Source organism: Pseudomonas sp. M2 (genome assembly GCF_015751845.1).
Taxonomy (GTDB): domain Bacteria; phylum Pseudomonadota; class Gammaproteobacteria; order Pseudomonadales; family Pseudomonadaceae; genus Aquipseudomonas; species Aquipseudomonas putida_E.
On sequence record NZ_JADOUD010000001.1, the window covers coordinates 3,261,809 to 3,275,583 of the forward strand.

Below are 13,775 nucleotides of genomic sequence, written 5' to 3' on the forward strand. Positions count from 1 at the left end.
CGGCTCATGGTTTCCAGTCCACCCCGGTGTCCTGCAGATAAGCATCCACCGCAGCACCGACAGTGGGGTGAAACGCCGTCTCGCCCATGTGCTGGAACAATTCGAACCGTTTCATCTTGTCTTTCACCGGGTCCTTCATCTCGGCGAACTGCAACTCGACTCCCCGGGCCTCCAGCGCCCGGTCGAGTTCGGCCAGCATGTCCGCCGAAGTGATATCGATGCTGGTCACCGGTTCCGCTGCGATCACCAACCGCTGCACGGGGGTGGGCGACTCATCCACCGCCGCCAGCACCGTGGCCTGAAACTGCTCGGCATTGGCGAAGAACAGCGGCGCATCCCAGCGCAGCAGTACCAGCCCCGGTACTCTGCGAGCCTGTGGATAACGCTGCACGTCATGGTAGCCGCGGGTGCCGTCCACCCGCCCGAGCACCGCATGATGCGGCCGCCAGCCATCCCACAGGAACTCGATCACCGAAATCGCCACGGCAATGCAGATGCCGGGGATGGCGCCGAACACCGCAACCCCCACGAAGCAGGTGAACGACAGCCAGAACTCCCATTGCTGCATGCGAAAGATGCGCTTGAGGTCGGCAAACTCGAACAGCCCCAGTGCCGCCGCGATCACCACTGCGGCCAGTGCGCTGTTGGGCAGGTGTTGCAGGAGGTTGGGCGCGACCAACAACAGGATTGTCACAGCCACCGCACCGATGATGCCGGTAAGCTGGGTCTTTGAGCCGGCCGCCTCGGCCACCGGAGTACGCGACGAGCTGCTGCTGATCGGGATGCCCTGGAACAGCCCGGAGGCCAGGTTGGCCACGCCCAGGCCGAACATTTCCTGGTTCGGGTTGACCGGTGTTTTCAGGCGCGCCGCGTAGGTGCGTGACAGCACGCTGGTATCGGCGAACGACACCAGCGCCACGGCGATACCACCCAGCAGTACCTCGACCAGGTCGATGTCGGTCACCCAGGGAAAGACGAAGCTGGGCAAGCCCTGGGGTAGTTCACCGAGTACTTTCACGCCCATCTGGTCGAGGTCTAACAGGCTTACCGCCAGGGTGGCGAGCACCACGGCGATGAGGATGCCCGGTAGGCGCTTGTAGGGCTTGAGCAGCAGGATCAACGCCAGGCTGGCGCCGCCGACTGCAAAGCTGGGCCAGTGCCCCTGGCCGGCGATCAAGGTCTTCGCCAAGTACCACAGGTCGCGCAGGGGGCCCTGGCTGTCGATCGATAGGCCGAACAGCTTGGGCAACTGGCTGATCAGCACGGTGAGCGCGATGCCGTTCATGTAGCCATAGCGGATAGGCTTGGACAACAACTCGGTGATGAAGCCCAGGCGCAGCAGGCCGGCGATCACGCAGAAGGCGCCGGCCACCAGGGCCATCAGGCTGGCGACGGCAATGGCTCGCTGTGGGTCGCTGGCGGCGTACTGCACCACCACGGCGAGGATCGGCGCGGCCAGCGCCGAGTCCGGGCCGAGCACCAGGATTCGGCTGGGGCCGAACAAGGCGTAGGCCAGCAATGGAATGATGGTCGCATACAAACCGTAGATGCCGGGTACACCGGAGGCTTCGGCATAGGCGATGCCCACGGGCACCAGCATGGTGGTGAGCACCAGCCCGGCAGCGATGTCCTTGGGCAGCCAGGCGAGCTGGTAGTGCATCAGGGTGGCCAGCCCAGGGAGCCAGCGTTGCCAGTCGAAGCCGGGGCGGGGCGGTGTTTCATGCATGGTGGTGGCTCCTGGGCGGAGGTCGCATGAAAGTGCTTTTAGTGGGCTGGCCCGAATGGGCGCCACTGCGCAGCCCCCAGATGTAAGCCAATTACCAACTTGAAACCGAATGCTTCAATTCAAGATAGCTTGGGAATTGTCCTGCGCAGGCCTCAGCAATCCAGACACTCGCCCAGGCGTATCAGCAAAGCCCTGTGAACACCAAAAAAAACCCTTGAGCCGCGAGGCTTCAAGGGTTTTTTACTCGGCCTGTATCAAGCCCGTGCTTACAACTCAGACGTTGAAGCGGAAGTGCATGACATCGCCGTCTTTGACAATGTAGTCCTTGCCTTCCAGGCGCCACTTACCGGCTTCCTTGGCACCGCCTTCACCCTTGAACTGGATGAAGTCGTCATAGGCCACCACTTCAGCGCGGATGAAGCCTTTTTCGAAGTCGGTGTGGATCACACCGGCCGCCTGAGGCGCGGTGGCGCCGATGCGGACGGTCCAGGCACGCACTTCCTGCACGCCGGCAGTGAAGTAGGTCTGCAGGTTGAGCAGCTCGTAACCGGCGCGGATCACGCGATTCAGGCCAGGCTCTTCCAGGCCCAGGGCCTCGAGGAACATGTCCTTCTCTTCACCGTCGTCCAGTTCGGCGATCTCGGCTTCGATCTTGTTGCACACTGGCACCACAACTGCGCCTTCTTCTTCGGCGATGGCCTTGACCACGTCCAGGTGCGGGTTGTTGTCGAAGCCGTCTTCAGCCACGTTGGCGATGTACATCACCGGCTTGCTGGTCAGCAGGTGGAAGCCACGGATGACGGCTTTCTCGTCGTCGGCCATGTTCTTCATCAGGCTGCGTGCCGGCTTGCCTTCGGTGAAGTGCGGGATCAGCTTTTCCAGGATTGCCTTTTGCGCCAGGGCTTCCTTGTCGCCGCCCTTGGCGTTGCGGGTGACCTTCTGCAGTTGCTTCTCGCAGCTGTCCAGGTCAGCGAAGATCAGCTCCAGGTCGATGATCTCGATGTCGCGCTTGGGGTCGACGCTGTTGGAAACGTGGATCACGTTTTCGTCTTCGAAGCAGCGCACCACGTGGGCGATGGCGTCGGTCTCGCGGATGTTGGCGAGGAACTTGTTGCCCAGGCCTTCACCTTTGGAGGCACCGGCCACCAGGCCGGCGATGTCGACGAACTCCATGGTGGTCGGCAGGATGCGATTAGGCTTGACGATTTCCGCCAGCGCAGCCAGGCGCGCGTCGGGCATCGGCACGATACCGCTGTTCGGCTCGATGGTGCAGAAAGGGAAGTTCTCCGCCGCGATGCCAGACTTGGTCAGGGCGTTGAACAGGGTGGACTTGCCGACGTTGGGCAGGCCGACGATGCCGCAATTGAAACCCATGGGTATTCCCCTCTCTAGGAAATCAGGCCTTCTGGCTGTGCAGCTCGCGCATTGCCTTGGCGAAGTCGCCGGCAAGCACGTCCGGCAGCACGCCGAGGGCAAAATCGATGCTGGCGTCGAGCTTCTCCTGCTCGGCGCGCGGCGCGCGGCCCAGGACGAAGTTGGAGACCAGTTTGGCGTCACCCGGGTGGCCGATGCCAAGCCGCAGGCGGTGGAAGTCGTTCTGGTTGCCGAGCTGCGCGATGATATCGCGCAGGCCGTTGTGCCCACCATGGCCACCGCCGCGCTTGAGCTTGGCGACGCCTGGAGGCAGGTCGAGTTCGTCATGCGCCACCAGGATCGCTTCCGGCTTGATGCGGAAGAAATTGGCCAAAGCCGCCACGGACTGGCCGCTACGGTTCATGTAGGTGGTGGGGATGAGCAGACGAACGTCGTTGCCCTGATGGCTGAATTTAGCCGTCAGGCCGAAATACTTGCGGTCAGCGGTCAAGGAGACGCGCTGGGCGCTGGCAATGCGTTCAACGAAAAGAGCCCCTGCGTTATGCCGGGTCTGTTCGTATTCGGGGCCGGGGTTACCCAGGCCGACGATCAACTGGATGGCGGTCACGTAGGGGCTCTTCCTTGGAGTTGGTGGGTTACGGTGCGCGGCACTGTAACCCGATCAACACCGGCGCGCGAGTGGATTACTCAGCGGCGCCTTCTTCAGCTTCTGGAGCAACGCGTGGCGCGTGAACGTTGGCAACAGCTTTGTCATCACCGTGGGCCAGAGCGACGAACTCTACGCCTTTCGGAGCTTTCAGGTCCGACAGGTGGATGATGGTGCCGATTTCAGCGTTGCCCAGGTCGACTTCGATGAACTCAGGCAGGTCTTTGGCTTCGCAGGAAACTTCGATCTGCGATTCAACGTGCGAGATCTCGCCGCCTTTCTTGACCGGGGCTTCTTCGTTGATGAAGTGCACTGGAACAACAGCGGTCAGCTTCTGGCCAGCAACGACGCGAACGAAGTCGGCGTGCATGATGAAGCCTTTGGCCGGGTGGCGCTGCATGGCCTTGACTACGACGTTCTGCTTGGCGCCGTCGACGTTCAGCTCGATAACGTGGCTGAAGGCAGCTTCGTTTTCGAACAGCTTGGCAATTTCCTTGGCCACGATGGTCAGGGATTGAGCTTCTTTATCGCCACCGTATACAACGGCCGGGATGTTCAGCGAGTGACGCAGGCGGCGGCTCGCACCTTTCCCCAGGTCACTACGCACTTGGGCGTTCAGAGTGAAATCAGTCATTTTGTTTCTCCAAAATAGCCCCCCGAGGGCGTTTGCGACCAGCGCCAACGGGGATGGCAAAAAAGCCCCGCCCCAACACATGCTGGGGCGGGGCGCTTCATATCAACACGTATTCCGCTTAGCGGAACATCGCACTGATCGATTCTTCATTGCTGATGCGGCGCACCGCTTCAGCGACTACCGGTGCGATATCCAGCTGGCGGATACGGTCACAGGCTTGAGCAGCGGCGGACAGCGGAACGGTGTTGGTCACCACCAGCTCGTCCAGTACCGACTTCTCGATGTTCTCGATCGCACGGCCCGAGAGGACAGGGTGCGTGCAGTAGGCATAAACCTTGGCCGCGCCGTGTTCTTTCAGTGCCTTGGCCGCATGGCACAGGGTGCCGGCGGTATCGACCATGTCGTCTACCAGGATGCAAGTGCGCCCTTCGACGTCGCCGATGATGTGCATCACTTCGGAGTGGTTGGCCTTTTCACGGCGTTTGTCGATGATACCCAGGTCGACACCCAGGGACTTGGCGACGGCACGTGCGCGCACGACACCACCGATGTCCGGGGAGACGATCATCAGGTTCTCGAAACGCTGGTCTTCGATATCGTCGACCAGTACGGGCGAACCGTAGATGTTGTCGACCGGGATATCGAAGAAACCCTGGATCTGGTCAGCGTGCAGGTCGACGGTGAGAACACGGTCGATACCCACGACAGTGAGCATGTCAGCGACGACTTTGGCGCTGATGGCTACACGTGCCGAACGCGGACGGCGGTCCTGGCGGGCGTATCCGAAGTAAGGAATCACGGCGGTGATTCGGGATGCTGAGGAGCGGCGGAAGGCGTCGGCCATCACTACCAGTTCCATCAGGTTATCGTTGGTCGGGGCACAGGTCGGCTGAATAATGAAGACGTCTTTACCGCGGACATTTTCATTGATCTCAGTGCTGATCTCACCGTCGGAGAATTTACCGACAGAGACGTCACCGAGAGGGATATGCAGCTGACGTACGACACGCCGAGCCAGATCGGGGTTAGCGTTCCCCGTAAAGACCATCATCTTGGACACGCGCAGTACCTGGAGGCTGAGGGTATACCTGGATGAGTATAAGGAAAATGGCAGGGGCGGCTGGATTCGAACCAACGCATGGCAGGATCAAAACCTGCTGCCTTACCGCTTGGCGACGCCCCTGTATCTGTTGCTGCGAGCGCTAGGCACTCGACTTCTTGACCAGACTTTGCAGCTTACGATGCAACATCGAAACATTGCTTCCTTTCGCCACAAACCCTGTTTGGGTCGCTGAAAGAAGGGCCAGAACTTTATCAGCTTCGGCTTTGCTTGGGAAGGCCCCAAACACACAACTTCCAGTGCCGGTTAATCGAGCTTCAGTGAATTTACCCAGTGAATTCAACGCGTTGTGAACTTCCGGGTAACTCTGCTCTACCACCGGTTGGCAGTCATTTCGACTGTTTCCCTCGGGAACGGGGCGCATCTTAAGGGGGAGGGAATCACGTGTCAACTGTGGATGTGAAAAAATTTCTACTGTGCTGACAGACACTTGCGGCACCAGCACGACGTACCAGGGTTCGGCCGGGTCGACCGGCGTCAGTTGCTCACCCACTCCTTGGGCGAATGCTGCATGGCCACGCACGAACACCGGCACGTCGGCACCCAGTGTCAGGCCCAGGGCAGCCAGGCGATCTTCGTCCCAATCCAGTTGCCACAAGTGCGTCAGCGCCAGCAGTGTGGTCGCTGCATCCGAACTGCCGCCGCCGATGCCGCCGCCCATGGGCAGCACCTTGGTCAGCCATATATCGGCGCCAAGGCCGGTGCCGGACTGTTCCTGCAGCTTGCGCGCGGCGCGCACGATCAGGTTGCTGTCGTGGGGCACCGCTTCGATCTCGGTGTGCAGGCGGATCGCGCCGTCTTCACGCAGGGCGAAAGTCAGCTCGTCGCCGTGATCGAGGAACTGGAAGACGGTTTCCAGTTCGTGGTAACCGTCCGGGCGGCGGCCGATGATGTGCAGCCACAGGTTGAGCTTGGCCGGGGCGGGCAGGGTGAGCCTGTGCATCGGTCAGCGCCCCAGCTGGCGTGGCTGCCAGTCCTTGACCACCAGGGTCACGTCGAGGTCCTTGCCGTGCAGCTTCAGGCGCTCGGGCAGCCAGTAACCGTTCTGTTCGGTGTAGCTCAGGTACTGCACCTGCCAGCCGTCCTGATCCAGGCTGGCCAAGCGGCTGTCGCCATCGAGGGTCAGCTTGCTCTTGCTGTCGGGGGCGGGCAGGCCACGCACCCACCAGACCAGGTGCGACACCGGCAATTGCCAGCCCAGCTGTTCTTCCAGCAACGCTTCGGGGCTGGCGGCTTCGTAGCGGCCCTGATTGGCCACTTCCAGTACCACGCCGCCGGGGCGGCCGGTCAGGCGTGCTGCGCCTCGGCCCAGCGGGCCGGCCAGACGGATGTCGTAATAGTCCTGGCGCTGCAACCAGAACAGCGTGCCACTGCCGGAGTCGCGCGGGGCGCGGATGCCGACCTTGCCGTTGATCTGCCAGCCGTCAAGGCTACTCAGTTGCTCTTTATGGGCGCGCCACTGCTGTGGGTCGCCGTGGCCCTGCAGGGCCTCCCGGCTACCGAAGCCGGCACAGCCGGCCAGCAGGGCGATCAGGGTAAAGGTGATGCAATGGCGCAAAAACATGGCGTTAAAGGGTCTCGGATCCGGTCAGGCGCAAGACGGTCTTGCGCAGGATAGGGCTGTCGGGCTGGGCCTCGAAGGCCTTGGCCCAGACCTGGCGAGCTTCACGGCGCTTGCCGTTGGCCCACAGAACCTCGCCCAGGTGAGCAGCCACTTCATGGTCGGGGAAGCGCTCCAGGGCCTGGCGCAGGTAACGCTCGGCCTCTTCGAGGTTGCCCAGGCGATAGGCGACCCAGCCCATGCTGTCGAGGATTGCCGGGTCGTCCGGGGTCAGCTGATAGGCCTTTTCGATCAGGGCCTTGGCTTCAGCGTAACGGGTCGTGCGGTCAGCCAAGGTATAGCCCAGGGCGTTCAGCGCCATGGCGTTTTCCGGTTCGCGGGCGATGATGGCGCGCAGGTCTTTTTCCATCTGCGGCAGGTCGTCACGCTTTTCGGCCAGCATGGCGCGGGTGTAAAGCAGGTTGAGGTCGTCCGGGTAGCGCTGAATGGCCTGCTGCAGCACTTGGTTGGCCTGGGCGTCCTTGTTGTTGTTGCTGTAGCTTTCCGACTCGATCAGGTAAAGCTGGATGGCGAGTTCCGGCTGCGCCTCGCGCGCCTCGGCGAGCTGGCGTGACGCTTCGGTGCCGCGACCATTGGCGATGAGGATGTCGGACTGACGCAATTGTGCAGGCAGGTAGTCGGGGCCCGGGCCGACCAGTGCGTATTCGCGCAGGGCGCCGGCCGGGTCGTGGCGTTCTTCGGCGATGCGGCCCAGGTTCAGGTGGGCGGCGTCGACGTTGCTGTCGCGCTCGATCAGCTCACGCAGGTAGCTCTCGGCTTCGTCCCAGTCCTTGTTCTCCAGGCATACCAGCGCCAGCGAGTAACGTAGCTCGTCGTCGTCGGGGTATTGCTGGACCAGGCTGATGAACTCGGCCTTGGCGTCGGCAATGCGGTCCTGTTCGACCAGGGTGCGCGCATAGGTCAGGCGCAGGCGCTTGTCGTCCGGGTTGTCTCGGATCGCCCCGCGCAGCAGCGGCAGGGCTTCCGGGCCGCGGTCCAGGGCCTGGAGCAGGCGGGCACGAAGCAGGGTCGGGGCTATCTCGCCATTTTGTGCCGGGTGTGATTCAAGCAGTTCGAGGGCTTCTTCGGCCTTGCCGTCCTGGTTCAGCAGCAGGGCCTTGCCGAACACCAGCTGGCTGTTGTCGGGGTACTTGACCAGCAGGCGGTCGAAACTCTGCATCAGACCGTCGCGGGTGCTCTGGTCGGTCTCTGCGGCCGACAGGGCGAGGAAGTCGAAGTGCGTGTCGCCCTGGCCCTGCAGCACCTTCTCCATATAGGTCATGGAGTCGTCATAGCGGCCTGCGCGGGCCAGCTGGATGGCCGCGGCGCGCTGGGCGTCGAGGTTCTGCGGGTCGTTGCGGGCCCAGATCAAAGCGCTATCCAGGGCCGGCTCGTCGGCGCCGAGGTACTCGGCGATGCGGTAGGCACGCTCGGACACGCCCGGGTCCTGGGTTTTCTCGGCCTGGTCGGTGTAGTTGGCCAGGGCGATATCAAACCGGTTGCGCTGGCCGGCCAGCTCGGCCACCAGCAGGCTGTAGAGCGTGTCCTGCTTGAACGACCCATACACCACGGGCTCGGCCTTGCCGGCTTCGGCAACGGGAGGCTCGGCCTTTTGCGGGGCCAGGCTCTGGCAGCCCTGGAGCAGGGCGAAGGCAAGCAGCAGTGCGTAGGGTCTGTTCATATAAAGAGGCTTAGAAGGACTTACCGGCGGTCGGAGCATGATGACACAAGCGCGGGGGCAAACCCACACGCGAAGGTCGCGGTTTACAGTGATGCTCTTGGTATATAGGGACAATAGCGAACGGTGGTTGTTCTAAAACCTGCGAAAGAGGACAATTATCGGCTTCTCGTCACAACCAGCGACCTTGCATGGCCTTTCTTGCACTTGGTATCAACCATAAGACTGCCTCGGTAGACGTACGCGAGCGCGTGGCGTTTACCCCAGAGCAGCTGGTCGACGCCCTGCAGCAGCTCTGCCGACTGACCGCCAGCCGTGAAGCGGCGATCCTGTCGACCTGCAACCGCAGCGAGCTCTATATAGAGCAGGATCAGCTGTCCGCCGAGGCGGTCCTGCAGTGGCTGGCCGATTATCACCGCCTGAGCCTAGATGAACTGCGGGCCAGCGCCTATATCCATGAAGAGCATGATGCCGTCAGGCACATGATGCGCGTGGCCTCGGGCCTCGACTCACTGGTGCTTGGCGAACCGCAGATCCTCGGCCAGATGAAGTCGGCCTATGCCGTGGCGCGCGAGGCTGGCACCGTCGGCCCGCTGCTTGGGCGCCTGTTCCAGGCCACCTTCAGCGCCGCCAAGCAGGTGCGTACCGACACCGCGATCGGCGAGAACCCGGTGTCGGTGGCGTTTGCTGCGGTAAGCCTGGCGCGGCAGATCTTCAGCGACCTGGGCCGCAGCCAGGCGCTGCTGATCGGCGCCGGTGAAACCATCACTCTGGTTGCCCGCCACCTGCATGAGCAGGGCGTGCGCCGTATCGTCGTGGCCAACCGTACACTGGAGCGGGCCAGCCTGCTGGCCGAGCAGTTCGGTGCTCACGCCGTGCTGCTGGCCGATATCCCACAAGAGCTGGCGCACAGCGACATCGTCATCAGCTCCACCGCCAGCCAGTTGCCCATCCTGGGCAAGGGCGCGGTGGAAAGCGCGCTGAAGCAGCGCCGGCACAAGCCGATCTTCATGGTCGACATCGCCGTGCCGCGCGACATCGAGCCGGAGGTAGGGGAGCTCGACGACGTGTACTTGTATACCGTCGATGACCTGCACGAAGTGGTCGCGGAAAACCTCAAGAGCCGCCAGGGCGCAGCCCAGGCGGCCGAAGAGCTGGTCTCGGTGGGCGCCGAAGACTTCATGGTGCGCCTGCGCGAACTGGCCGCGGTCGACGTGTTGCGCGCCTATCGCCAGCAAAGCGAGCGCCTGCGCGACGAAGAACTGCAAAAGGCCCAGCGTCTGCTGGCCAACGGTGGCAACCCCGAGGACGTACTGGCGCAACTGGCCCGGGGGCTGACCAACAAACTCCTGCATGCGCCCAGCGTGCAGCTGAAAAAGCTCTCGGCCGAGGGCCGCCTCGATGCGCTGGCCATGGCCCAGGAACTCTTTGCCCTCAACGAGGGCTCGACGGACAAATCCTTGCAATGAAAGCGTCGCTGCTGAACAAACTGGACACGCTCCAGGACCGCTTCGAGGAACTCACCGCCTTGCTCGGTGATGCCGAAGTCATTTCCGACCAGGCGCGCTTTCGCGCCTATTCTCGCGAATACGCTGAAGTGGAGCCGGTGATCGGCGCCTATAAAGAGTGGCGCAAGGTGCAGGACGACCTCGAAGGCGCCCAGGCGCTGCTCAAGGACGCCGACCCCGATATGCGCGAAATGGCCGTGGAGGAAGTGCGCGAAGCCAAGGAGCAGCTGGTGGTGCTGGAGTCGCAGCTGCAACGCATGCTGTTGCCCAAAGACCCCAATGACGGGCGCAACGTGTTCCTCGAAATTCGCGCCGGCACCGGTGGCGACGAGGCGGCCATCTTCTCGGGCGATCTGTTCCGCATGTATTCGCGCTATGCCGAACGGCGTGGCTGGCGCCTCGAGATTCTTTCCGAGAACGAGGGCGAGCACGGCGGCTATAAAGAGATCATCGCCCGCGTCGAAGGCGACAGCGTTTACGGCAAGCTCAAGTTCGAGTCTGGCGCGCACCGCGTGCAGCGGGTGCCTGAAACCGAATCGCAGGGCCGTATCCACACCTCGGCGTGCACCGTCGCGGTACTGCCCGAGCCGGATGAACAGGTGGCAATCGAGATCAACCCGGCTGATTTGCGCGTGGACACCTACCGCGCATCCGGCGCCGGCGGCCAGCACGTCAACAAGACCGACTCGGCCATCCGCATCACGCACTTGCCTACCGGCATCGTGGTGGAGTGCCAGGAGGAGCGTTCGCAGCACAAGAACCGGGCCCGAGCCATGTCCTGGCTGTCGGCCAAGCTCAATGACATGCAGACCAGCGCCGCGCAGAATGCCATCGCCAGCGAGCGTAAACTGCTGGTAGGTTCGGGCGACCGCTCAGAGCGCATCCGTACCTACAATTATCCACAGGGGCGGGTGACCGATCACCGTATCAACCTGACCCTGTATTCCCTCGACGATATCCTTGCCGGGGGCGTTGACGCGGTGATCGAACCGTTGCTGGCCGAATACCAGGCTGATCAGCTGGCGGCATTGGGGGACTGATGACCATCATTGCCAGCCTGCTGCGCAACGCGCAACTGCCGGATTCGCCCACCGCACGCCTGGACGCCGAACTGCTGCTGGCGGCAGCCATCGGCAAGTCGCGCAGCTACCTGCACACATGGCCTGAACGCATCGTCAGCAGCGAGGATGCGCAGACCTACGCGGGCTACCTGCATCGGCGCCGCGGCGGTGAGCCGGTTGCCTACATTCTGGGCCAACAGGGCTTCTGGAAACTCGACCTGGAAGTGGCACCCCACACGTTGATCCCACGCCCTGATACCGAGCTTCTGGTCGAGACGGCGCTTGAGTTGCAGCCTGCAACGCCCGCCAAGGTGCTCGACCTGGGCACCGGAACCGGCGCGATAGCGCTGGCCTTGGCCAGCGAATGCCCGGCCTGGCAGGTCACGGCGCTGGACCGGGTCGAGGAAGCGGTAGCGCTCGCTGAGCGTAATCGTCAGCGCTTGGGCCTGGGCAACGTCAAGGTGCTCACCAGCCACTGGTTCAGTGCCTTGGACGCTGAACGTTTCGACCTGATCCTCAGCAACCCGCCGTACATCGCTGCCGAAGACCCGCACCTGGCTGCCGGTGATGTGCGCTTCGAACCCAGCAGTGCACTGGTGGCCGGGGCCGATGGCCTGGACGACCTGCGGCTGATCGTTGGCCAGGCGCCGGCGCATCTGCTGCCCGGTGGCTGGCTGCTGCTCGAACACGGCTACGACCAGGCACCTGCCGTGCGCGCGCTGCTGACCGGGCAAGGCTTCATCGAGGTGGCCAGCCGCAAGGACCTGGGCGGTCATGAACGTATTTCCCTGGGGCGCTTGCCATGCTGACCGATCAGGAATTGTTGCGTTACAGCCGGCAGATTTTGTTGGCACAGGTGGACATCGAAGGCCAGTTGCGCCTCAAGCAGAGCAAGGCGCTGATCATCGGGCTGGGTGGTCTGGGCTCACCGGTGGCGCTCTACCTGGCAGCAGCCGGTGTAGGTGAGCTGCACCTGGCTGATTTCGATACCGTCGACCTGACCAACCTGCAGCGCCAGGTCATCCATGACAGTGGCAGCGTTGGCATGAGCAAGGTGGACTCGGCGCTGCAACGGCTTGAGGCCATCAATCCTGAAATTACCTTGGTCGCCCATCGTCAGGCGCTGGATGAAGACTCCCTGGCCGCTGCAGTGGCGGCCGTCGACCTGGTGCTGGACTGTTCCGACAACTTTGGTACCCGGGAGGCGGTCAACGCAGCTTGCTTCGCCCACGGCAAGCCGCTGGTCAGTGGTGCAGCCATCCGCCTCGAAGGGCAGCTGTCGGTGTTCGACCCTCGGCGCGATTACAGCCCTTGCTACCATTGCCTGTATGGCCATGGCAGCGAAGACGAGCTGACCTGCAGCGAAGCCGGAGTGATTGGCCCGCTGGTTGGGTTGGTCGGCAGCCTGCAGGCGCTGGAAGCCATGAAACTGCTGGCTTGTTTTGGCGAGCCGCTGGTGGGCCGCTTGCTGCTGATCGACGCACTGGGCACGCGCCTGCGTGAACTGCGGGTCAAGCGTGACCCGGCTTGTGCGGTATGTGGCAAACGCGATGGCTGAGCCCTCGGCACCGGTCGGCGTGATGGACTCCGGGGTCGGCGGTTTGTCGGTCCTGGCCGAGATCCAGCGCTTGCTGCCCAGCGAGTCGCTGCTCTATGTGGCCGATTGCGGGCATGTGCCGTATGGCGAGAAAACCCCCGACTACATCCGCCAGCGCTGCCGGCGCATTGCCGAGTTTTTCCAGGCGCAGGGTGCCAAGGCGATGGTGCTGGCCTGTAACACCGCTACCGTGGCAGCAGTTGCCGACCTGCGTGAGCTTTATCCGGACTGGCCGCTGGTAGGCATGGAGCCGGCGGTGAAGCCTGCTGCTGCTGCCACCCGTTCCGGCGTGGTCGGTGTTCTGGCCACTACCGGCACCTTGCAGAGCGCCAAGTTCGCCGCCTTGCTCGACCGCTTCGCCAACGATGTGCGCGTGGTCACCCAGCCTTGCCCTGGGCTGGTCGAGCTGATCGAGACGGGTGACCTTGGCAGCCTGCAATTGCGCCAGCTGTTGCTTGGTTACTTGCAGCCCTTGCTTGCGGCAGGTTGCGATACGCTGATTCTCGGGTGTACCCATTACCCGTTCCTGCGCCCGTTGCTGGCCGGGATGGTGCCCGCCGACGTCGCTATCATCGATACCGGTGCGGCGGTGGCGCGCCAACTGCAACGGTTACTGGCCGCGCGCGAACTACTGGCCGAGGGGCCGGCACGCGAAGCTGCATTCTGGACCAGTGCCGATCCGCGATCTTTGGAAAACATCCTCCCTGTGCTGTGGAACAAGTCGGGCAGTGTGCAAAGTTTTCAGTTGTAAAAAAAACGTGAAAAAAAGCTGAACTATCGTCCCACTCCTGATTTCTATTTTTTGCCTGCCATGAGGCGAACACTTACAAC

13 protein-coding genes and 1 tRNA gene are annotated in these 13,775 nt (G+C 62.8%); 5 read left to right on the top strand and 9 right to left on the bottom strand.

Features of this window, described 5'->3' with window-relative positions; genetic code table 11:
- Window positions 1–4: 4 nt before the first annotated feature.
- From sulP to IWW33_RS15175, 9 genes are all read right to left on the bottom strand, one after another.
- Window positions 5–1,726: a sulfate permease gene (sulP, locus tag IWW33_RS15135; protein WP_119687775.1), complete on the bottom strand. Its 1,722-nt coding sequence runs from the start codon at window positions 1,724–1,726 to the stop codon at window positions 5–7.
- Between the two features lie 273 nt (window positions 1,727–1,999).
- A complete protein-coding gene (gene ychF, locus IWW33_RS15140; protein WP_046784567.1) occupies window positions 2,000–3,100 on the bottom strand; it encodes a redox-regulated ATPase YchF in 1,101 nt (366 codons plus the stop codon).
- A gap of 22 nt (window positions 3,101–3,122) precedes the next feature.
- The gene (gene pth / locus IWW33_RS15145; RefSeq protein WP_008099045.1) at window positions 3,123–3,707 is read right to left on the bottom strand and encodes an aminoacyl-tRNA hydrolase; all 585 of its coding nucleotides are present in this window, start codon (window positions 3,705–3,707) and stop codon (window positions 3,123–3,125) included.
- Between the two features lie 76 nt (window positions 3,708–3,783).
- Window positions 3,784–4,380: a 50S ribosomal protein L25/general stress protein Ctc gene (locus IWW33_RS15150; RefSeq protein ID WP_012316267.1), complete on the bottom strand. Its 597-nt coding sequence runs from the start codon at window positions 4,378–4,380 to the stop codon at window positions 3,784–3,786.
- Window positions 4,381–4,498: 118 nt separating this feature from the next.
- On the bottom strand, window positions 4,499–5,440 hold the full coding sequence (locus IWW33_RS15155) for a ribose-phosphate pyrophosphokinase (RefSeq protein ID WP_003247410.1): 942 nt from the start codon (window positions 5,438–5,440) through the stop codon (window positions 4,499–4,501).
- A 48-nt stretch (window positions 5,441–5,488) separates the two neighbouring features.
- Window positions 5,489–5,563 (bottom strand) — tRNA-Gln (locus IWW33_RS15160).
- 19 nt (window positions 5,564–5,582) lie between these two features.
- On the bottom strand, window positions 5,583–6,443 hold the full coding sequence (gene ispE, locus IWW33_RS15165; protein ID WP_115273860.1) for a 4-(cytidine 5'-diphospho)-2-C-methyl-D-erythritol kinase: 861 nt from the start codon (window positions 6,441–6,443) through the stop codon (window positions 5,583–5,585).
- A gap of 3 nt (window positions 6,444–6,446) precedes the next feature.
- Window positions 6,447–7,064 (bottom strand): lipoprotein insertase outer membrane protein LolB, encoded by a 618-nt coding sequence (gene lolB / locus IWW33_RS15170; RefSeq protein WP_046784565.1) that lies wholly within the window; start codon window positions 7,062–7,064, stop codon window positions 6,447–6,449.
- Between the two features lie 4 nt (window positions 7,065–7,068).
- Window positions 7,069–8,781 carry a tetratricopeptide repeat protein gene (locus IWW33_RS15175; protein WP_115273861.1) on the bottom strand — a complete coding sequence of 571 codons (1,713 nt, stop codon included), beginning with the start codon at window positions 8,779–8,781 and terminating at the stop codon, window positions 7,069–7,071.
- Window positions 8,782–8,969: 188 nt separating this feature from the next.
- On the opposite strand from IWW33_RS15175, the gene hemA reads away from it, so the two are divergent.
- Genes hemA through murI form a run of 5 tightly spaced genes read left to right on the top strand, consistent with a single transcriptional unit; the run spans window position 8,970 to window position 13,695 of the window.
- Complete coding sequence (gene hemA / locus IWW33_RS15180) at window positions 8,970–10,247, top strand: glutamyl-tRNA reductase (RefSeq protein WP_012316263.1); 1,278 nt, start codon at window positions 8,970–8,972, stop codon at window positions 10,245–10,247.
- Window positions 10,244–11,326 (top strand): peptide chain release factor 1, encoded by a 1,083-nt coding sequence (gene prfA / locus IWW33_RS15185; RefSeq protein ID WP_115273862.1) that lies wholly within the window; start codon window positions 10,244–10,246, stop codon window positions 11,324–11,326. The genes hemA and prfA overlap by 4 nt, the downstream gene beginning before the upstream one ends.
- Window positions 11,326–12,156 (top strand): peptide chain release factor N(5)-glutamine methyltransferase, encoded by an 831-nt coding sequence (prmC, locus tag IWW33_RS15190; RefSeq protein WP_174141590.1) that lies wholly within the window; start codon window positions 11,326–11,328, stop codon window positions 12,154–12,156. The genes prfA and prmC overlap by 1 nt, the downstream gene beginning before the upstream one ends.
- The gene (locus IWW33_RS15195; protein WP_012316260.1) at window positions 12,150–12,905 is read left to right on the top strand and encodes a molybdopterin-synthase adenylyltransferase MoeB; all 756 of its coding nucleotides are present in this window, start codon (window positions 12,150–12,152) and stop codon (window positions 12,903–12,905) included. The genes prmC and IWW33_RS15195 overlap by 7 nt, the downstream gene beginning before the upstream one ends.
- Window positions 12,898–13,695 (top strand): glutamate racemase, encoded by a 798-nt coding sequence (murI, locus tag IWW33_RS15200; RefSeq protein WP_174141589.1) that lies wholly within the window; start codon window positions 12,898–12,900, stop codon window positions 13,693–13,695. The genes IWW33_RS15195 and murI overlap by 8 nt, the downstream gene beginning before the upstream one ends.
- The last annotated feature ends 80 nt before the right edge of the window (window positions 13,696–13,775 follow it).